This is a genomic window from Streptomyces coelicoflavus, assembly GCF_045041415.1.
Lineage (GTDB): Bacteria > Actinomycetota > Actinomycetes > Streptomycetales > Streptomycetaceae > Streptomyces > Streptomyces coelicoflavus.
Window position 1 is genome coordinate 7,081,036 of sequence record NZ_CP108218.1, and the last position, 17,215, is coordinate 7,098,250.

Below are 17,215 nucleotides of genomic sequence, written 5' to 3' on the forward strand. Positions count from 1 at the left end.
CGGTCGGTCACCCTCGGGCAGCGGCAGCGGCAGCAGCGTCGGTGCCCGGTCGGCCGTCGCCGCTCACGTCCGCTGCCCGAACAGCTCCCGCAGTACGTCCTCCATGGTCACCAGGCCCGCGAGCCGCCCGTCCGAACCGAGCACGGCCGCCAGATGCGTGCGGCTGCGCCGCATGGCGGTGAGCACGTCGTCCAGCGGGGTGCGCTCGCGCACCCGGGCGATGGGGCGCATGTCCCGCAGCCGGAACGGCAGGTCCCGCGGCGAGGTGTCCAGGGCGTCCTTCACGTGCAGGTAGCCGACGATCCGCCGCCCGTCGTCCACCACCGGGAAACGGGAGAACCCCGACTGCGCCGACAGCCGCTCCAGCTGCTCCGGGGTGATGCCCACGCGCGCGTGGACGACGCGCTCCAGCGGCAGCACCACGTCCCGCACCGGCCGCCGGCCCAGCTCCAGGGCGTCGTGCAGCCGCTCCCTGGCCCGGTCGTCGATCAGCCCCGCCTCGCCGGCGTCCTTGACGATCTCCGCCAGCTCCGCGTCCGTGAAGGTCGCCGCCACCTCGTTCTTCGCCTCGACCCTGAGCAGCTTGAGCAGCCCGTTGGCGAAGGCGTTGATCGTGAAGATCACGGGACGCAGGGCCCGGGACAGCGCCACCAGCGGCGGCCCGAGGACCAGCGCGCTGCGCACCGGCTCGGCCAGCGCGATGTTCTTCGGCACCATCTCGCCCAGCAGCATGTGCAGATACGTCGCCAGCGTCAGGGCGATCACGAAGGAGACCGCGTGCCCGGCGCCCGACGGCACGCCCATCGCGTGGAACACCGGCTCCAGCAGGTGCGCGATCGCCGGTTCCGCGACGATGCCGAGGACCAGCGTGCACAGCGTGATGCCGAGCTGCGCCGCCGCCAGCAGCGCCGACACGTGCTCCAGGCCCCACAGCACGCGCTTGGCGCGGGCGTCGCCCTCCTCCGCGTACGGCTCCACCTGACTGCGGCGCACCGAGATCAGCGCGAACTCCGCGCCCACGAAGAAGGCGTTGACGACCAGCGTCGCCAGACCGATCAGCAGCTGTACGGCGGTCACCGGCCGTCCTCCCCTTCGTCCTCCCCGGCACCGGAGCCCGGGCCGGCCGCGTCGGTCGGGGGAGCGTGCATGAGCACCCTGGCGGCCCTGCGTCCCGTGGCGTCCACGACGTCCAGCCGCCAGCCGGAGACGTCGAGGCTGTCGCCGACGGCGGGGATGTGCCCGAGACCGGCCGCGACCAGCCCCGCGACCGTCTCGTACGGCCCCTCCGGCACCCGCAGCCCCAGCCGCTCCAGCCGGTCCACGCGTGCCGAGCCGTCGGCCCAGTACAGCGCGTGCCCCTCCTCGTCCGTACCGGCCGGGTCGACGTCGGGCGTCTCGTGCGGATCGTGCTCGTCCCGCACCTGGCCGACGACCTCCTCGACGATGTCCTCCAGCGTGGCCACGCCCGCCGTCCCGCCGTACTCGTCGATCACCACGGCCATCGTGCGCCGTCCGGAGAGCCGGTCCAGGAGCCGGTCCACGGTCAGTGACTCGGGGACCAGGAGCGGCTCGCGCATCAGGTCGGCGACCGGCATCCCGGGCCGCCGCTCCGCGGGCACCGCGAGGACGTCCTTGACGTGTGCCGTGCCGACCACGGCGTCGAGGGACTCCCGGTAGACGGGGAACCGGGACAGTCCCGTCGCCCGGGTCGCGTTCGCCACGTCCTCGCACGTCGCCCGCGCCTCCAGGGCCACGACCTGGACCCGCGGGGTCATCACCTGCTGCGCCGTCAGGTCGGCCAGGTTCAGGGTGCGCACGAACAACTCGGCGGTGTCGGCCTCCAGGGCGCCCTCCTTGGCCGAGTGCCGGGCGAGCGCCGCCAGCTCCTGCGGCCCGCGCGCGGACGCCAGTTCCTCGGCGGGCTCCACGCCGAAGCGGCGCACGACGCGGTTGGCGGTGTTGTTCAGGTGGGTGATGAAAGGGCGGAAGACCGCGCTGAACCAGCGTTGCGGGCCGCCCACCCGCTTGGCCACGGCCAGCGGCGAGGAGATCGCCCAGTTCTTCGGCACCAGCTCGCCGACGATCATCAGGAACACCGTCGACAGGGCCGTGCCCAGCACCAGTGCCAGCGAGGAGGCCGCCGAACGGGACACGCCCAGGTCCTCCAGCGGCCCGGAGATCAGCGCCGCGACCGACGGCTCGGCAAGCATGCCGACCACCAGGTTGGTGACGGTGATGCCCAGCTGCGCGCCGGAGAGCTGGAAGGTCAGGCTCCGTACGCCCTGCAGGGCGCTCGCCGCGCCCCGCTCGCCGCGCTCCGCCGCGCGCTCCAGTTCGCCCCGTTCGACGGTGGTCAGCGAGAACTCGGCCGCGACGAAGGCGCCGCACGCGAGCGAGAGCAGGATCGCCACCAGCAGCAGGAGCAGTTCGGTCATCGGGTCACCTCGCAACCATGATCGGCCAGGAACCGGAGGTCCGCCCGATGTTCAAGCCTTCAACCTTTCGCCTCGCGGCCGCTCATCGGGTGAGGTGCTTCACCCAGCGCCGCCACTGCTCCTGCGGCTCGTACCCGGCGGCCCGCCATGCATGCTGGGCCCGCTCGTTGCGCACCAGCACCATCGCGTCCCCGCGGCGCCCGCCGAGCCGTACGAACCGCTCGTCGGCCGCCGCGAGCAGGACCGAGCCGATGCCCCGGCGCCGGTGACCCGGGTGCACCGCCAGCCGGTACAGGTGGCAGCGCCAGCCGTCGAAGCCCGCGATCACCGTGCCCAACAGTTCCCCGCCGCGCTCGGCCAGGAGCAGCGCCCCGGGGTCGCGCGCCACCAGGCGCTCCACTCCGTCCCGGTCGTCGCTGATGCTCGTTCCCTCGGCGGCCGTCCTCCAGAAGGCCAGCACGGTGTCCAGGTCCTCGGGCCCGGCGGGCCGTATGCGCAGATCCGTCATGCCGCGATCCCACCACGGGCGCCGGACCCCGGTGCGGGGTTTCCGGCATGCGGACCGGCCTCGGTGACCGGGCCTTGCCGCTGCTAGCGTTCCGGCGCTAGCTTCTAGGTATGGCGAAGACCCAGAAGGCCCAGCTGAACGTGCGGGTGGACGAGGGCACCGCCCGGGCGGCCCGCGAGAAGGCCCTGTCCCGGGGGATGAGCGTCAACCGCTACATCGAGGAACTGGTCCGGCAGGACACCGGCGAGGCCGGCCACACCTTCGTGGAGGCCGCCGCCGACTTCATGCGGCAGTACGAGAAGGTGTTCGCCGAGGAGGTCGGCGAGGGCCGGCACTGAGCCGCCGCTGAGCCGTCGCGCCCCGGATGAACGACCTCACCATCGATCTCGCCTGGCTGCTGATGCTCGCCGAGCAGCGCACTCCCGGTGACCCCCAGGTCACCGACTGGGGCGCGCTCGTCGCGGCCGTCGCCCGCCACCGGGCCGAGATATTCGAGACCCCCGTCTACACCACTCCGCACGCCCGCGCCGCCGCCCTGCTCCAACTGCTGATCCACGTTTTGGCGCTGGAACGCTCCAACGCCCTGTTCGCCTCCGCGGTCGCCTACGCCTACCTGGTCGCGAGCGGGGTCAAGGTCGCCCCCGTGCCCGAGCAGGTGCGCGATCTCGCGCTGCTGGTCAAGCGGGGCGAGGCGTCGGTCGAGGCGATCGCGGACGAACTCCGCCGGTGGAGCGTGTGACCCTGCCACGGCTCAGGAAGGCCGCCAGGCCGTGCCCAGGACGCAGTACGAACTGGGCAGCGCCGGCCCGTTCTCCGGCATCATCGTCCGCCGGTAGGGCCCGAGCACGAACCCCGCGTCCCGCAGCGCCGCGACCGGTTCCCGGGACAGGTGGCAGCCGCCGGACAGCGGAGGCCACAGCGTCCGGTCCAGCGCGCGCTGGGTGAAGGTCATCGCCCGCCCGCCGCCCCGGCCGTGCTCGAAGAACCGCACCTGTCCGCCGGGCCGCAGCACCCGCCGCAGCTCCGCGAGCGCCCGCGGCACGTCCCGGACGCTGCACAGCACCAGCGAGACCACGGCCGCGTCGAAGGCTTCGCTCTTGACCGGCAGCGCCTCCGCCGCGCCCGGTGCCACGTCCACCGGTACGCGGGCGTGCTGCGCCGCGTCGACCGCCAGCGTCCGCAGCACGCGCTCCGGTTCGATGGCGACGACCTCGGAGACGGTGCCCGGGTAGTGCGAGAAGTTCAGCCCGTTGCCCGCGCCGACCTCGATCACCCGCCCGGAGAGCCCGGTGAGGAGCCGTTCGCGGACGCGCGCCATGCCCATCCGGGTCTCGGCGCCCACACTGATCCGGGCGTAGCAGCGGGCGAACAGCGGATGGTGCACGGCGTCCCGCGGCACCCCGCGGGTCCGAGCGGGTCGCAGCGGCATGGGGACCTCCCTCACGAGGCGGCGCCTCACCACGATTCTCCCCCGCCGAGGCCCGGCGCACCCACCGCGCGAGCGACTCGCCCGGAGCGCGCCTGTTCGGTCCCAGGGCCGGAGCCCCGGGGTTCGGGGGCCTCTCGGGGTGCGCGCCGCCCCGGGCCCCGGCCGCTGCGACCGGCGGCAGCCGCCGAAACCACCCGGTCACGGCGAACGCGCCCGCGCCGGGCCCCTGCCCGCCGCAGTGTCGACGACGACCCGCACCCTCCGGGCCCGCCCGTCACGCCCGTCACGCCCGTCACGGACGTCACGGACGTGACGGACGGCGTGGAGGCCACGGACGGGAAGCCGCCCGGGTCAGGGTGGCTGCCCCATGCCGAACGGGTCCGCGCGTCCCGGCGGTGTGTGGTCCCTCGCCGCGTGCTCCGGCGCCGCTCGCAGTCGCCGTCACGGGCGTCGCGGACAGAAAGCCGCCGGGGTCAGGGGGCGTGCGCGGTGCCGAGCGGGCATGCTGGTCGCCGCCGAGGGCGGTGTCGTCAGCGCCGAGGAACTCCTGGAACGCGCGTGGGACGAGAACGCCGACCCGTTCACCAACGCCGTCCGCATCACCGTCTCGGCCCTGCGCAAGCGCCTCGGCGAGCCCTGGATCATCTCCACCGAGCCGGGCGTGGGCCCGCACCCTGGGTCGTCCCGCCGGCGCGGGGTGCGTCGCCGCGTGCCCCCGCGCCGTCCGTCGCGGGCGCGTCGTCGGTCACGCGCCGTGCCGGGTGCCGTAGGCCTCCGCGTCCCACGTGCCGTGCAACGGCGGTGCCAGCCAGTGCGGTGCCGCCGACCGGAAGCGGGCCGGGTCGAGGGACCCCGCTCCGGCCGGGACGGCGCCGAGCAGGGGAGCGCCGGACACGTCCGGGAGGTCCGCGAGGTTGCAGCGGGCGGCGAGGTCCGGGGAGCCGGGCCAACTGCCGATCACCAGCCCCGGCAGCTCCAGCCCCCGGGACCGCAGTTCGCGCGCCGTCAGCTCCGTGGTGTTCAGCGTGCCGAGCCCCGCCGACGTCACCAGGAGCACCGGTGCGCCCAGCAGACCGGCCACGTCCGCCAGCGTGCCGCCGGCCGCGTCGAAGCGCACGAGCAGCCCGCCCGCACCCTCGACCAGCACCAGGTCGTGCTCGGTGGCCAGTTTCGCCGCGGCCTCCGCGACCTCCGGCGGGTGCACCGGCGGCAGCCCGGCCCGGCGCGCGGCCGTGCCCGGAGCCAAGGGCTCGGGGAAGCGGGCCACTTCGGCGACCGTCACGTCACCCGCGAGCCGCGCCACCTCCCGGGCGTCCCCGGCCTCGTCCGGACCCACGCCCGTCTGTGCGGCCTTCAGCACGGCCACCGACCGGCCGCCCGCCAGCGCCGCCGCGGCGACTGCGGCGGTCACGACGGTCTTGCCGACCTCCGTGCCCGTGCCGGTGATCACCAGTACCGGCATCTCATCCCTCCCGTGCCGCCGCGCACACCGCGCGGGCGATCCGTGCCACGTCCGCGTCGCCCGTGACGTACGGCGGCATGGTGTAGACCAGGTCGCGGAACGGACGCAGCCACACACCCTCGCGCACCGCGGCCTCGGTCGCCGCCCGCATGTCGACGTCGTGGTCGAGCTGCACCACTCCGATCGCGCCGAGCACGCGTACGTCCCGGACCCCCGGCAATGCGGCGGCGGGCGCGAGCCCCGCACTAAGACCCGCCTCGATCCGCTTGACCTCCCCGAGCCAGTCCTGCCCGAGCAGCAGCCCGATCGACGCGCACGCCACCGCGGCGGCCAGCGGATTGCCCATGAACGTCGGACCGTGGGCCAGCACCGGCACCTCGCCGCGCGAGATGCCCTCGGCCACCCGCGAGGTGCACAGGGTGGCCGCCATCGTCAGGTAGCCGCCGGTCAGCGCCTTGCCCACGCACATCACGTCCGGCGTCACCGCCGCGTGCTCCGCCGCGAACAGCGCGCCCGTGCGCCCGAACCCGGTGGCGATCTCGTCGAACACCAGCAGGACGCCGTGCGCGTCGCACGCCTCGCGCAGCACCCGCAGGTACGCGGGGGAGTGGAAGCGCATCCCGCCCGCGCCCTGCACCACCGGCTCCACGATCACCGCGGCCAGTTCGTCGGCGTGCCGCTCGATCAGCGACCGCAGGTGGTCGGCGTACGTCTCCTCGTACTCCGCGGGGGGCGCGTCCGCGAAGACCTGGCGCGGCAGGACGCCGGACCAGAGCTCGTGCATGCCGCCCTCCGGGTCGCACACCGACATGGGCTGCCAGGTGTCGCCGTGGTAGCCGCCGCGCCAGGTGAGCAGGCGCCGCTTGCCGGGGCGGCCGAGCGAACGCCAGTACTGGAGGCACATCTTCACGGCGACCTCGACCGACACCGACCCGGAGTCGGCGAGGAACACGTGCTCCAGCCCCTCGGGTGACATGTCGACAAGGAGCTTCGCCAGCCGCACGGCGGGCTCGTGGGTGAGCCCGCCGAACATCACGTGGCTCATCCGCTCCAACTGCTCGCGCGCGGCCTCGTTCAGCACCGGGTGGTTGTAGCCGTGGATCGCCGACCACCAGGACGACATCCCGTCGACCAGTTCCCCGGAGCCGTCGGCGGGCCGCAGCCGCACCCCGCTCGCCGACTCCACGACCAGCGGGTCCTGCCGGCCGGGCATGGGCCCGTAGGGGTGCCAGACGTGCCGCCGGTCGAGGGCCAGCAACTCGGCGACGTTCAGCGCGGGCTCAGGCATTGGGCGCGAGGTCCGTCCCGGCGCCGCGGCGGCGCACCGCCACCAGGTCCGTGCGGGGCTCCTCGGCGCGTGCCGCGGGCGCGGGGGCGCACACTCCACCACCGGCGTGCGACCCGCAGCCCGCGTCGCCGTCGGCGCCTTCGTGGGAGCCGCAGCCGCCCCCGCCCTCGTGCGAGCCGCAACCGCCACCCCGCACGGAGGCGCGGTGCTCCGGCAGCGTGACCTCGCCGGCGCCCTCCACCTCGAAGCCGGCGTCCGCGATCATCTCCAGGTCCGTGTGGCCCGCCTGGCCCTCGCTGGTGAGGTAGTCGCCGAGGAAGATCGAGTTGGCCAGGTGCAGGGCGAGCGGCTGCATCGTGCGCAGGTGCACCTCGCGCCCGCCGGCGATGCGCACCTCGACGTCCGGGCAGACGAACCGCGTCATCGCCAGGATGCGCAGGCACCGCTGCGGGGTGAGGTGCCACTCCTTGGCCAGCGGCGTGCCCTCCATCGGGATCAGGAAGTTGACCGGCACCGAGTCCGGGTCCAGCTCGCGCAGCGAGAAGACCACGTCGACCAGGTCCTCGTCGCTCTCGCCCATGCCCGCGATGAGACCCGAGCAGGCGGACAGGCCGGCCGCGTGCGCCTTGGTCACCGTGTCCACCCGGTCGGCGTACGTGTGCGTGGTCGTGATGTCGCCGTACGTCGACTCGGAGGTGTTGAGGTTGTGGTTGTAGGCGTCCGCGCCGGCCTCCCGCAGCCGCTCCGCCTGCCCGTCGGAGAGCAGGCCCAGGCAGGCGCACACCTCGACGGACTCGTTCTGCTCCTTGATGGCCTTGATGGTGTCCGACACCCGGTCCACGTCCCGGTCGGTCGGACCGCGTCCGCTGGCCACCAGGCACACCCGCTTGGCGCCCCCGGACACCCCCGCCGCGGCGGCCGCAGAGGCCTGGTCGGGCTTGAGCCAGGTGTACTTGAGGATCTCCGCCTTGGAGCCCAGCCGCTGCGAGCAGTAGGAGCAGTCCTCGGGGCACAGGCCCGACTTGAGGTTGACGAGATAGTTGAGTTTCACCCGTCGGCCGAACCAGTGACGGCGCACCTTGCCGGCCGCGGCCACCACATCGAGCACGTCGTCGTCGGAAGTGGCGAGGACGGCGAGCGCCTCCTCGCGGGTCGGCGACTCGCGCCGAAGCCCCTTGTCCACCAGCGTGTTCAGCAGGTCCATGAGAGCCGATCCTGTCGTACGGGGCCGTCCGCGGCCAAGGAGACTTCGCACAACACTGACAGATCGACGTGTGGGTATTGCCACACCTCGCGGGGGTGGCCGGACCGCTAATGTCTGTTCATTGCCTACAAAACCCCGGAGGGCCGCCCCATGGCGTTCGGCTGGATCGACGAGCAGGACCGGGCGCGCCGCGAGGCCGGACTCGTACGGGTTCTGCGTCCCCGTCCGGCGGTGTCGCCGCTGCTGGACCTGGCGAGCAACGACTACCTGGGACTCGCCCGGCACCCGGAAGTCGTCGAGGGGGCGGTCCGGGCCGCGCGGACCTGGGGCGGCGGCGCGACCGGCTCGCGGCTCGTGACCGGCACGACCGCACTGCACACCGAACTCGAACGCGAACTGGCCGAGTTCTGCGGGTTCGAGGCGGCGCTCGTCCTCTCCTCCGGCTACGCGGCCAACCTCGCCGCGGTCACCGCGCTGGCGCCGCACGGCAGTCTCGTCGTCTCCGACGCGGGCAACCACGCCTCGCTGATCGACGGCTGCCGGCTCGCCCGCGGCACCACCCAGGTGGTGGGGCACGCCGATCCGGAGGCCGTGCGCAAGGCGCTGGCGACGCACGACGGACCCGCCGTGGCCGTCTCCGACACGGTCTTCTCGGTCGACGGCGACGCCGCGCCCCTGACCGCGCTCGGCGAGGCGTGCCGGGAACACGGGGCCGGGCTGGTCGTCGACGACGCCCACGGGCTCGGTGTCCTCGGGGACGGCGGCCGGGGCGCACCGCAGGGGGCGGGCCTCGCGGGCCGCGACGACGTCGTCGTCACCGTCACGCTGTCCAAGTCGCTCGGCGCCCAGGGCGGCGCCGTGCTGGGCCCCGCCCGGGTCGTCGACCACCTGGTCAACGCGGCCCGTACGTTCATCTTCGACACCGGACTCGCCCCCGCCGCGGCGGGGGCGGCCCTGGCGGCGCTCCGGCTGCTCGGTCGCGAGCCGGAGCGTGCGGCGCGGGCCCGCGCCGTCGCCGCCGAACTGCACGCTCGCCTGACCGCCGCGGGTCTGGACGCGGTACGTCCGGACGCCGCGGTGGTCTCGGTGCGTGCGCCCTCCCCGGAGGAGGCCGTGCGATGGGCGGCCGACTGCCGTGCGGCCGGCCTGTCCGTGGGCTGTTTCCGCCCTCCCTCCGTGCCCGACGGGGTCTCACGGCTCAGGCTGACCGCTCGTGGGGACCTCTCCGGGGACCAGATCGAACGCGCTGTACGGGTGATCGGCGAAGCGCGGCCATGAGTCGGCGTGACACGGCCGTGCGTCGTCCGGCGTCCGGCGTGGTCAGCCGCGGTGGACGCCGGCGGTGAACGCCGTCCAGCTCCCGGGGGAGAAGAGCAGGGCGGGGCCGGCCGGGTTCTTGGAGTCGCGCACGGCGAGCAGCCCGGCCCAGGGACCGGCCGGCGGACGGGCCGTCTCGACGCAGTTGTTCGCCCCGGTGCTGTAGCTGCTGCGCAGCCACCGGGTGCCGGTCATATCCGTGCTGACAGGGATGTTCCGGGGAAGTTCGGACATGGAGCCTGACATGGTGCCTCCTTACGCGCCTGCCGCGGTCGCGGCGATGAAGTCCAACGAGTCCTCGGGCGAAAGGGCATGGATCAGAAGGGCGTTGAAGGCCTCGGTGTAGGCCTCTAGGTCTTCTTTCCGTTCGAGGTGCAGGCTACTCGTCAAGTGGTCGAGAACAACCACGTCGAGATCAGAAGTGCTCGAAAAAGAGAAGATTACGAAAGGGCCGGTGACACCGATGTGCGCCCCGGCGGCAAACGGGAGCACCTGGAGCCGGACGTGGGGGAGCCGCGCGGCCTCGACCAGTCGGGCCAGTTGACGGGCCATCACCCCGGGTCCGCCCACCTCCCGGCGCAGCACCGCCTCGTCCAGGACCGCGCTCAGCGCCAGCGGCGGCTGTGCCCGCAGCACGTCCTGCCGGGCCAGCCGCACCTCCACCAGCGTGTCCAGCCGCTCCTCCGGCAGTTGGTCCACCGCGGCCCGCGTCACCGCGCGGGCGTACTCCGGGGTCTGGAGCAGGCCGGGGACCACGGTGGTCTCCAGCGTGCGCATCGCGCTGGCCTGCGACTCCAGGCTGATGAAGTCGCGGTAGGTCGGGGGCAGCACCCCGCGGTAGGCGTGCCACCAGTCGTTGCGGCCGCCCGCCCCCTCCTGCTGCGCCAGCGTCACAAGGAGCCCCCGCAGCTGCTCGTCGTGCACGCCGTAGACGTCCAGCAGTAACCGCACGTCGGCCGGTTTCGTCCCGCTCGTCCCGGTCTCGATCCGGCTGACCTTCGACTGGTGCCAGCCCACGAGCCGGGCCGCCTCGCCGCTGGTGATGCCCGCCGAGGTGCGCAGGGCGCGCAGTTCCGCGCCCAGCTTCCGGCGGCGCACCACGGGACCGTGCTGCATGGGACAACTCCCTTACTCCTTATGAGCCGCCCAAATACGCTCTGCCGTCGCAGAGTTCACCGCTTCGAGCGACAGATATATGCATATCTTGGTGGATCGCCGCCCTTCCTGGGCCTGGTGATGGCAGTCTGGCGGCGAAGCACCAGTCCGGGACCGTACTCGAACGATCCGCTCCGTGTCGGGCCTGCGGTCCCGTGAGAAAGGGACGACGTCGCCATGGCAGACCATCTGGAAGCATCCGTCACTCTGCCGAGCGATCCCGCCTCGGTGGCCGCCGCGCGGACCCATGTGGTCGGCACCCTGGCGGAATGGGGGCTGCCGGCCGACACCGACCTGGCCGGGACCGTCCGGCTCATCGTCTCCGAACTCGCGACCAACGCGGTCCAGCACACCTTGGGGCAGTCGCCCACCTTCACGGTGGACCTCGTCCTCGACCGCGACGAGCGGCTGCGCATCGGTGTCACCGACAGCCATCCGCGGTTCCCCAAGCGCCTGCCCGCGGCCGTACAGCAGGACAACGGGCGGGGCATGGTGATCATCCGATGGCTCACCGCCGAGTGCGGCGGCAAGCTGAGAGTCCGGCCCACGCGCGAGGGCGGCAAGACCGTCTCGATCGAACTGCCCTGGACGCCCCCGGGCGGGCCGGGCGCACCCGCGGGGGCGACGGCGGGACAGCCCGCCGCCACCCCCGCGGGCGGGCTACTTGACCCGGCCGTACCAGACGCTTGACGTCCAGATCTTCTGGAGGCGGACCACGTCCCCGGTCTTCGGGGCGTGCCAGAGCCTGCCCTTGCCGGCGTAGATGCCGACGTGGTAGACGCTGCGGCCGGAGTGGAAGAACACGAGGTCTCCGGCCTTGCGGTTCTTGGCGGAGACGTGACGCGTCTTGTTGTACTGCTGGGCCGCCGTGCGCGGCAGTTTCTTGCCGGCCTTCTTGAACGAGTACAGCGTCAGGCCGGAACAGTCGAACCGGTGGGGGCCGGTGGCGCCCCACCGGTACGGGGAGCCCTTCTTCGAAGCCGCGATCTTGAGGGCTTTCGTCGCATGGCCCGCCGCGGCCGCCTCGGCGGCGGCACCGGGGACCACGACGGAGCCGCCCACGGCGGCGAGGGTGAGGACCGAGGCCGTACCGGCACGAGCCATCAGGGACGGGACACGATTGAGCGCGGACATGCGCAACCCTTCGTCAGCCGCCTGTGAAGGATGACCTGTCGGATTCGGGCTGGCGAAGTTGCCCGGCCGCACGAGTGCGGCTTCACCCCAAGGACCGCTCGGTCCGGCGCGTCCTGCTCGGACGACCGTGCCGGCGACCCGTCGTGCTCGGGTCCTCCACTCCTGCCGATCCACTTCCCTCGCGACCGGTCGTCCGGACGGCGGCAGGACTCGGCGTCCGCCCGGACCGCCCCGCCGCTGCGGCGGGGGCTTGTCGTCAGTCACGGATCTTGTCCCGCCCCAAGGGGAATTCCCAATGGAACGTGCACTTTGTGTTGTTACGCGCCGCTCATCCGTTCGGGTTGACGCGTCGGACGCCGGGATGCCGTCGAGTGCGGCGGCGACCCCGGGACCAGCGGCGGAGTGCGGCATCACGCCGCCCGCGGCCACGGGTGCCGCAACTTCGGCCGGTTGCGAATCGGACGTGTTCCTACGCCGTTAGGGGGTACGCCTTTTGGTCCGTTTCGGCTCCGGCTTCCTCAACTCGCAGAAGCCGGTGGAAGACCGACCCGCGCCGTCCGCCGCTCGCCGTCCAGTACCCGCAGCGCCCGGGCCAGGGTGGTGGCGTGCACCTCCGTCTCGCCGCGGTGGTGCATCAGCGCCAGCGCGTCCCGCAGCGCCGTCGCCCTGCCGACCAGCGTCTGGGCGGCCCTCAGTCCGCGGTAGGTGTCGCCGTCCCGCCCGGGGTTGATCCGGCCCAGCAGGTCGACGACGTCGAGATAGCGGTCGATGACCTCCGCCTCGGCACGGGTCAGGGCGGGCAGCGGGGGCAACTCGGGTGGCAGCACCGGCCCGCTCACCTCGCGCCGGGCGCCGAGGAGGGGACGGACGACGCCCTGCGGTCCGCCACGATCCGGTCCACCAGGCCGTACGCCAGCGCCTGTTGGGCGTCCAGGACGGTGTCCCGCTCGATGTCCGCGTGCACTTGTCCGGGGCTGCGGCCCGTGTGCCGTACGAGGATCTCCTCCAGGCGGGCGCGGGCGCGGACCAGTTCGGCGGCGCGGACGGCCAGGTCGTTCGCCGGTCCCTCCAGCGGTTCGGTCGGCGCCGGCTGGTGGAGCACCACCCGGGCGCCCGGCAGTACGGCGCGCTTGCCCGGGGTGCCCGCCGCCAGCAGCACCGCGGCGGACGAACCGGCCTGCCCGAGGCAGGTCGTCGCCACGTCGCAGGCGACGTGGCGCATCGTGTCGTAGATCGCCGTCATCGCGGTGAAGGAGCCGCCGGGCGAGTTGACGTACAACTCGATGTCCCGGTCCGGCGCCTGGTGCTCCAGGTACATGAACTGCGCCGTCACGTCGTTCGCGGAGGTCTCGTCGACCGGTGTCCCGAGGAAGACGATCCGCTCCCGGAGCAACTCGGAGTAGGGATCCGTCGTCCGGGCCCCGGCGCTCGTGCGCTCGGTGAACCCGGGCAGGACATGGCGGGCGGACGGTCGGGTCATGGGGAACCCCTCCTCGTGGCAGAGCCGTCTTCTGCTGCGCTGTCTCCGTAAAAAATGTACAGGACGTACGCTTCCCGGAGGCGGATTCGGGCGAAACCGTAAGCTGGGGTCATGGCCTACGAGATTCCGGTGACGCAAGCCAGGGCTGAGCTCGCCGACCTGATCAACCGGGTGGTGTACGGCGGTGAGCGCGTCGTCGTGACGCGGCACGGCAAGCCTCTCGTCGCCCTCGTCTCCGCCGCCGACCTCGAGCGTCTGGAAGAGGTCCAGGAGTCCTCGGACGCCCCGGTGGTCACCTCGGTCGCCACGGTCCACGACCCGGCCGCCGCCTCGGCGCCCCGCGAGCACCACCGCTTCGGCATCGCCGCGGAGCATCGCGGGACGGACCCGTCGTAGAACGGGCATGCGGGACATCGCCGACGGCACTGGTAATCAATCGGTCAAAACCGGGTGACATGGCCGTCACACTGTAGCCCTAGTCTGCACCCCGATCCACCTGCGGTTTCTTCGGCACCGGTGGGTGCATACCGGCCCATTCATGTGTGTTACATCTAGAGCCGTCGCGGTGGCCGCGGCAGCCGGACCGTCGGGTCCTGGCGTGATGCCCTGTGAGGTGGTAAATGCAACTGACCCCGCACGAGCAGGAGAGACTGCTCATCCATGTGGCCGCGGACGTGGCGGAGAAGCGCCGCGCACGAGGCGTCAAGCTCAATCATCCCGAGGTCGTCGCGCTGATCACCGCGCACATCCTCGAAGGCGCCCGGGACGGGCGCAGCGTCGGCGAACTCATGTCCTCCGGACGCAAGCTGATCCAGCGCGACGAGGTCATGGAGGGCATCCCCGAGATGATCCACGACGTGCAGGTCGAAGCCACCTTCCCCGACGGCACCAAGCTGGTCACCGTCCACGATCCGATCATCTGACGGGGCGGCGGTCTTGATTCCCGGAGAGATTCTGTTCGCCGACGAGCCGGTCGCCTTCAACGAAGGCCGCGAGGTCACCCGCCTGACCGTGCTCAACACTGCCGACCGGCCCGTCCAGGTCGGCTCCCACTACCACTTCGCCGAGGTCAACCCCGGTCTCGAGTTCGACCGCGCCGCGGCGCACGGCAGGCGGCTGGACATCGCCGCCGGCACCGCCGTCCGGTTCGAGCCCGGCATCCCCGTCGACGTACGGCTGATCCCGCTCGCGGGCGCCCGTGTCGTCGTGGGACTGCGCGGCGCGACCGGAGGTGCGCTCGATGCCTGAACTGTCCCGTCCCGCCTACGCCGACCTGTTCGGCCCGACCACCGGCGACCGCATCCGCCTCGCCGACACCGACCTCCTCGTGGAGATCGAGGAGGACCGCTCGGGCGGCCCCGGCCGCTCCGGCGACGAAGCCGTCTTCGGCGGCGGCAAGGTACTGCGCGAGTCCATGGGGCAGGCGCGTACGACCCGCGCCGAGGGCGCCCCCGACACCGTGATCACCGGAGCCGTGATCATCGACCACTGGGGGATCGTCAAGGCCGACATCGGCGTCCGTGACGGCCGGATCACCGGCATCGGCAAGGCCGGCAACCCGGACACCATGGACGGCGTCCACCCCGACCTGGTCATCGGCCCCGAGACCGAGGTCGTCGCGGGCAACGGCAAGATCGTCACCGCGGGCGGTATCGACACCCACGTCCACTTCATCGCGCCGAGCGCCGTCGACGAGGCCCTGGCGTCCGGCATCACCACCCTCATCGGCGGCGGCACGGGCCCGGCCGAGGGCAGCAAGGCGACCACCGTCACGCCCGGCTCCTGGCACCTCGCGTGGATGTTCGCCGCCCTGGAGTCGAGCCCCGTCAACATCGGCTTCCTCGGCAAGGGCAGCACCATGTCGAAGGAGTCCATGCGCGACCAACTGCGCGCCGGCGTCCTCGGCTTCAAGATCCACGAGGACTGGGGCGCGACCCCCGCCGTCATCTCCGCCTGCCTGGACGTGTGCGAGGAGTCCGGCGTCCAGTTCGCCATCCACTCCGACACCCTGAACGAGGCCGGCTTCGTCGGCGACACCTTCGACGCGGTCGCGGGGCGCACCCTGCACGCCTTCCACGTCGAGGGCGCCGGCGGCGGCCATGCGCCTGACATGATCACGGCGGTTTCGCTGCCCAACATGCTGCCGGCGTCCACCAACCCGACCCGGCCGCACACCGTCAACACGGTCGAGGAACACCTCGACATGCTGATGGTCTGCCACCACCTGAACCCGGCCGTCCCCGAGGACCTCGCCTTCGCCGAGTCCCGGATCCGGCCCAGCACCATCGCGGCCGAGGACATCCTGCACGACATGGGGGCGATCTCCATCATGTCGTCGGACGCCCAGGCCATGGGCCGTATCGGCGAGGTCGTTCTGCGGACCTGGCAGACGGCGCACGTGATGAAGCGGCGGCGCGGTTTCCTGCCCGGCGACACCCGGGCGGACAACCTCCGGGCCCGCCGCTATGTCGCCAAGTACACGATCAACCCCGCCGTCGCCCAGGGCATCGAGCACGAGGTGGGCTCCGTCGAGACCGGTAAGCTCGCCGACCTGGTGCTCTGGGACCCTCGCTTCTTCGGCGTGAAGCCACAGCTCGTCATCAAGGGCGGCCAGATCGCGTACGCGCAGGTGGGCGACGCGAACGCCTCCATCCCCACGCCGCAGCCGGTCCTGCCGCGCCCGATGTACGGGGCGCTGGGAAGCGCTCCCGCCACCAACTCGGTCAACTTCGTCTCCGAGCAGGCCGTCGAGGACGGGCTGGCGGAGCGGCTCGGGCTCGGGCGGGCGTTCGTGCCCATCCGGTCCACCCGCGGCCGGACCAAGGCGGACATGCGGCAGAACGACGCGCTGCCCCGGGTGGAGGTCGCCGCGGACTCCTTCGCGGTGACCGTCGACGGCGAACTCGTCGAGCCCGCCCCCGTCGCCGAGCTGCCGCTGGCCCAGCGGTACTTCCTCTTCTGAGCGCCGGGATGAGCCGCGCCGCACTGCTCGTCCTCGCGGACGGCCGCTTCCCCGCCGGAGGGCATGCCCACTCCGGCGGGGCGGAGGCCGCCGTCCGGGCGGGACGCATCACCGACGCCGCGAGCCTGGAGGCGTTCTGCCGGGGGCGGCTGCACACGAGCGGGGCCGTCGCGGCGTGCGTCGCGGCGGCCGCCGCGCTCGGAGCCGACCCCGGGGAACTCGACGGGGCCGCCGACGCCCGCACCCCGTCGCCCGCGCTGCGGGTGGCGGCGCGCAGACTGGGGCGGCAGCTGACGCGGGCCGCCCGCGCGACCTGGCCGAGCTCCGAACTCGACGCCCTGGCCGCGCGGTTCCCCAAGGGGGCCCATCAGCCCGTCGTGCTCGGGCTGGCCGCACGGGCGGCCGGTCTCGGTGCGCTCGACGCGGCGTACTGCTCGCTCTACGAGGGCGTGAGTGGACCCGCGACGGCCGTGGTGCGGCTGCTCGGCCTCGATCCGTTCGACGCGACGGGGGTGCTGGCGCGGCTCGCGGACGAGGTGGACCGGGTGGCCCGGGAGGCCGTCGAGACAGCCGAGCGCGTCGTGACCGACGGGGTCGGCGTGCTGCCCGCGCGGTCCGCGCCGCTGCTGGAGATCGGGGCGGAGGCGCATGCCGCCTGGCCTGTGCGGTTGTTCGCCTCGTAGGTGGGGATTCGCCCCCGCCGCCCCTTCCCTTCCCGACCCCAGGGGCTCCGCCCCTGCTACCCCGCCAGGGGGCTGTGCCCCCTGGCCCCCCCCTTCGGCCTGAACGGCCTCGTCCTCAAACGCCGGACGGGCTGACACGGGCCGATCCCAACTTCGAC

At 73.0% G+C, this 17,215-nt stretch carries 21 protein-coding genes, 1 pseudogene and 1 riboswitch; of the genes and pseudogenes, 10 read left to right on the forward strand and 12 right to left on the reverse strand.

The annotated features are described in order from the left end of the window. Nucleotides 1-63: 63 nt before the first annotated feature. From OHA99_RS31850 to OHA99_RS31860, 3 genes are all read right to left on the reverse strand, one after another. Nucleotides 64-1,077: a hemolysin family protein gene (locus OHA99_RS31850; protein ID WP_164385583.1), complete on the reverse strand. Its 1,014-nt coding sequence runs from the start codon at nt 1,075-1,077 to the stop codon at nt 64-66. After that, nucleotides 1,074-2,435, reverse strand: coding sequence for a hemolysin family protein (locus tag OHA99_RS31855; RefSeq protein WP_405698468.1), 1,362 nt, complete (start codon nt 2,433-2,435; stop codon nt 1,074-1,076). Before OHA99_RS31855 ends, OHA99_RS31850 begins: the two co-directional genes overlap by 4 nt. An 82-nt stretch (nt 2,436-2,517) precedes the next feature. Beyond that, entirely contained in the window at nt 2,518-2,943 is a 426-nt protein-coding gene (locus OHA99_RS31860; protein ID WP_405698469.1) for a GNAT family N-acetyltransferase, read from the reverse strand. Between the two features lie 110 nt (nt 2,944-3,053). Between OHA99_RS31860 and OHA99_RS31865 the strand changes: the two genes are divergently transcribed. Next, a complete protein-coding gene (locus tag OHA99_RS31865; protein WP_087792090.1) occupies nt 3,054-3,281 on the forward strand; it encodes a toxin-antitoxin system HicB family antitoxin in 228 nt (75 codons plus the stop codon). A 26-nt stretch (nt 3,282-3,307) separates the two neighbouring features. Beyond that, the gene (locus tag OHA99_RS31870; RefSeq protein WP_405698470.1) at nt 3,308-3,682 is read left to right on the forward strand and encodes a fic family toxin-antitoxin system, toxin component; all 375 of its coding nucleotides are present in this window, start codon (nt 3,308-3,310) and stop codon (nt 3,680-3,682) included. A gap of 12 nt (nt 3,683-3,694) precedes the next feature. Here OHA99_RS31870 and OHA99_RS31875 read toward each other — a convergent pair whose 3' ends face one another. Beyond that, a complete protein-coding gene (locus OHA99_RS31875; RefSeq protein ID WP_153180915.1) occupies nt 3,695-4,372 on the reverse strand; it encodes a class I SAM-dependent methyltransferase in 678 nt (225 codons plus the stop codon). 502 nt (nt 4,373-4,874) lie between these two features. Here OHA99_RS31875 and OHA99_RS31880 point away from each other — a divergent pair. Beyond that, a pseudogene (locus tag OHA99_RS31880) lies at nt 4,875-5,039 on the forward strand (winged helix-turn-helix domain-containing protein); the annotation flags it as partial. Nucleotides 5,040-5,117: 78 nt separating this feature from the next. On the opposite strand, the gene bioD reads toward OHA99_RS31880, so the two are convergent. Genes bioD through bioB form a run of 3 tightly spaced genes read right to left on the reverse strand, consistent with a single transcriptional unit; the run spans nt 5,118 to nt 8,326 of the window. Continuing rightward, complete coding sequence (bioD, locus tag OHA99_RS31885; protein ID WP_366473409.1) at nt 5,118-5,834, reverse strand: dethiobiotin synthase; 717 nt, start codon at nt 5,832-5,834, stop codon at nt 5,118-5,120. A 1-nt stretch (nt 5,835) separates the two neighbouring features. Next, complete coding sequence (locus OHA99_RS31890) at nt 5,836-7,122, reverse strand: adenosylmethionine--8-amino-7-oxononanoate transaminase (RefSeq protein ID WP_153180917.1); 1,287 nt, start codon at nt 7,120-7,122, stop codon at nt 5,836-5,838. Beyond that, complete coding sequence (bioB, locus tag OHA99_RS31895; protein WP_164385589.1) at nt 7,115-8,326, reverse strand: biotin synthase BioB; 1,212 nt, start codon at nt 8,324-8,326, stop codon at nt 7,115-7,117. Before bioB ends, OHA99_RS31890 begins: the two co-directional genes overlap by 8 nt. Before the next feature lie 150 nt (nt 8,327-8,476). Here bioB and OHA99_RS31900 point away from each other — a divergent pair, with 150 nt between their 5' ends. Further along, nucleotides 8,477-9,604 carry an 8-amino-7-oxononanoate synthase gene (locus OHA99_RS31900; protein ID WP_405698471.1) on the forward strand — a complete coding sequence of 376 codons (1,128 nt, stop codon included), beginning with the start codon at nt 8,477-8,479 and terminating at the stop codon, nt 9,602-9,604. Nucleotides 9,605-9,646: 42 nt separating this feature from the next. Here OHA99_RS31900 and OHA99_RS31905 read toward each other — a convergent pair whose 3' ends face one another. Together OHA99_RS31905 and OHA99_RS31910 are read right to left on the reverse strand one after the other, a co-directional pair. Continuing rightward, nucleotides 9,647-9,877: a DUF397 domain-containing protein gene (locus OHA99_RS31905; RefSeq protein WP_153182075.1), complete on the reverse strand. Its 231-nt coding sequence runs from the start codon at nt 9,875-9,877 to the stop codon at nt 9,647-9,649. Between the two features lie 21 nt (nt 9,878-9,898). Next, nucleotides 9,899-10,759: a helix-turn-helix transcriptional regulator gene (locus OHA99_RS31910; RefSeq protein ID WP_164385591.1), complete on the reverse strand. Its 861-nt coding sequence runs from the start codon at nt 10,757-10,759 to the stop codon at nt 9,899-9,901. A 216-nt stretch (nt 10,760-10,975) separates the two neighbouring features. Between OHA99_RS31910 and OHA99_RS31915 the strand changes: the two genes are divergently transcribed. Continuing rightward, a complete protein-coding gene (locus OHA99_RS31915; protein WP_153180921.1) occupies nt 10,976-11,488 on the forward strand; it encodes an ATP-binding protein in 513 nt (170 codons plus the stop codon). On the opposite strand, the gene OHA99_RS31920 is transcribed toward OHA99_RS31915, so the two are convergent. From OHA99_RS31920 to OHA99_RS31930, 3 genes are all read right to left on the reverse strand, one after another. Then, on the reverse strand, nt 11,459-11,932 hold the full coding sequence (locus OHA99_RS31920) for a C40 family peptidase (protein WP_054102732.1): 474 nt from the start codon (nt 11,930-11,932) through the stop codon (nt 11,459-11,461). The two genes, OHA99_RS31915 and OHA99_RS31920, sit on opposite strands and share 30 nt — an antisense overlap. A gap of 3 nt (nt 11,933-11,935) precedes the next feature. Then, a riboswitch (cyclic di-AMP (ydaO/yuaA leader) is annotated at nt 11,936-12,078 on the reverse strand. 372 nt (nt 12,079-12,450) lie between these two features. Further along, nucleotides 12,451-12,759 carry a hypothetical protein gene (locus OHA99_RS31925; RefSeq protein WP_153180922.1) on the reverse strand — a complete coding sequence of 103 codons (309 nt, stop codon included), beginning with the start codon at nt 12,757-12,759 and terminating at the stop codon, nt 12,451-12,453. A gap of 8 nt (nt 12,760-12,767) precedes the next feature. Next, nucleotides 12,768-13,412: an ATP-dependent Clp protease proteolytic subunit gene (locus OHA99_RS31930; RefSeq protein WP_381502066.1), complete on the reverse strand. Its 645-nt coding sequence runs from the start codon at nt 13,410-13,412 to the stop codon at nt 12,768-12,770. A gap of 111 nt (nt 13,413-13,523) precedes the next feature. Between OHA99_RS31930 and OHA99_RS31935 the strand changes: the two genes are divergently transcribed. The 5 genes from OHA99_RS31935 to OHA99_RS31955 all read left to right on the forward strand — a co-directional run bounded on the left by OHA99_RS31935 (nt 13,524) and on the right by OHA99_RS31955 (nt 17,057). Continuing rightward, nucleotides 13,524-13,808, forward strand: coding sequence for a type II toxin-antitoxin system Phd/YefM family antitoxin (locus OHA99_RS31935; RefSeq protein ID WP_153180924.1), 285 nt, complete (start codon nt 13,524-13,526; stop codon nt 13,806-13,808). Between the two features lie 224 nt (nt 13,809-14,032). Beyond that, nucleotides 14,033-14,335 (forward strand): urease subunit gamma, encoded by a 303-nt coding sequence (locus OHA99_RS31940; protein ID WP_153180925.1) that lies wholly within the window; start codon nt 14,033-14,035, stop codon nt 14,333-14,335. Between the two features lie 13 nt (nt 14,336-14,348). Continuing rightward, nucleotides 14,349-14,660 (forward strand): urease subunit beta, encoded by a 312-nt coding sequence (locus OHA99_RS31945; RefSeq protein WP_007447081.1) that lies wholly within the window; start codon nt 14,349-14,351, stop codon nt 14,658-14,660. Next, entirely contained in the window at nt 14,653-16,374 is a 1,722-nt protein-coding gene (locus OHA99_RS31950) for an urease subunit alpha (protein ID WP_405698472.1), read from the forward strand. Before OHA99_RS31945 ends, OHA99_RS31950 begins: the two co-directional genes overlap by 8 nt. Before the next feature lie 8 nt (nt 16,375-16,382). Then, complete coding sequence (locus OHA99_RS31955; protein ID WP_405698473.1) at nt 16,383-17,057, forward strand: urease accessory protein UreF; 675 nt, start codon at nt 16,383-16,385, stop codon at nt 17,055-17,057. The last annotated feature ends 158 nt before the right edge of the window (nt 17,058-17,215 follow it).

What these genes read in the sequence shown, in the direction of transcription:
- OHA99_RS31855 (WP_405698468.1), bottom strand. Translation starts at nt 2,435, where the DNA reads ATGACCGAACTGCTCCTGCTGCTGGTGGCGATCCTGCTCTCGCTCGCG.
- OHA99_RS31860 (WP_405698469.1), bottom strand. Translation starts at nt 2,943, where the DNA reads ATGACGGATCTGCGCATACGGCCCGCCGGGCCCGAGGACCTGGACACC.
- OHA99_RS31865 (WP_087792090.1), top strand. Translation starts at nt 3,054, where the DNA reads ATGGCGAAGACCCAGAAGGCCCAGCTGAACGTGCGGGTGGACGAGGGC.
- OHA99_RS31870 (WP_405698470.1), top strand. Translation starts at nt 3,308, where the DNA reads ATGAACGACCTCACCATCGATCTCGCCTGGCTGCTGATGCTCGCCGAG.
- OHA99_RS31875 (WP_153180915.1), bottom strand. Translation starts at nt 4,372, where the DNA reads ATGCCGCTGCGACCCGCTCGGACCCGCGGGGTGCCGCGGGACGCCGTG.
- bioD (WP_366473409.1), bottom strand. Translation starts at nt 5,834, where the DNA reads ATGCCGGTACTGGTGATCACCGGCACGGGCACGGAGGTCGGCAAGACC.
- OHA99_RS31890 (WP_153180917.1), bottom strand. Translation starts at nt 7,122, where the DNA reads ATGCCTGAGCCCGCGCTGAACGTCGCCGAGTTGCTGGCCCTCGACCGG.
- bioB (WP_164385589.1), bottom strand. Translation starts at nt 8,326, where the DNA reads ATGGACCTGCTGAACACGCTGGTGGACAAGGGGCTTCGGCGCGAGTCG.
- OHA99_RS31900 (WP_405698471.1), top strand. Translation starts at nt 8,477, where the DNA reads ATGGCGTTCGGCTGGATCGACGAGCAGGACCGGGCGCGCCGCGAGGCC.
- OHA99_RS31905 (WP_153182075.1), bottom strand. Translation starts at nt 9,877, where the DNA reads ATGTCCGAACTTCCCCGGAACATCCCTGTCAGCACGGATATGACCGGC.
- OHA99_RS31910 (WP_164385591.1), bottom strand. Translation starts at nt 10,759, where the DNA reads ATGCAGCACGGTCCCGTGGTGCGCCGCCGGAAGCTGGGCGCGGAACTG.
- OHA99_RS31915 (WP_153180921.1), top strand. Translation starts at nt 10,976, where the DNA reads ATGGCAGACCATCTGGAAGCATCCGTCACTCTGCCGAGCGATCCCGCC.
- OHA99_RS31920 (WP_054102732.1), bottom strand. Translation starts at nt 11,932, where the DNA reads ATGTCCGCGCTCAATCGTGTCCCGTCCCTGATGGCTCGTGCCGGTACG.
- OHA99_RS31930 (WP_381502066.1), bottom strand. Translation starts at nt 13,412, where the DNA reads ATGACCCGACCGTCCGCCCGCCATGTCCTGCCCGGGTTCACCGAGCGC.
- OHA99_RS31935 (WP_153180924.1), top strand. Translation starts at nt 13,524, where the DNA reads ATGGCCTACGAGATTCCGGTGACGCAAGCCAGGGCTGAGCTCGCCGAC.
- OHA99_RS31940 (WP_153180925.1), top strand. Translation starts at nt 14,033, where the DNA reads ATGCAACTGACCCCGCACGAGCAGGAGAGACTGCTCATCCATGTGGCC.
- OHA99_RS31950 (WP_405698472.1), top strand. Translation starts at nt 14,653, where the DNA reads ATGCCTGAACTGTCCCGTCCCGCCTACGCCGACCTGTTCGGCCCGACC.
- OHA99_RS31955 (WP_405698473.1), top strand. Translation starts at nt 16,383, where the DNA reads ATGAGCCGCGCCGCACTGCTCGTCCTCGCGGACGGCCGCTTCCCCGCC.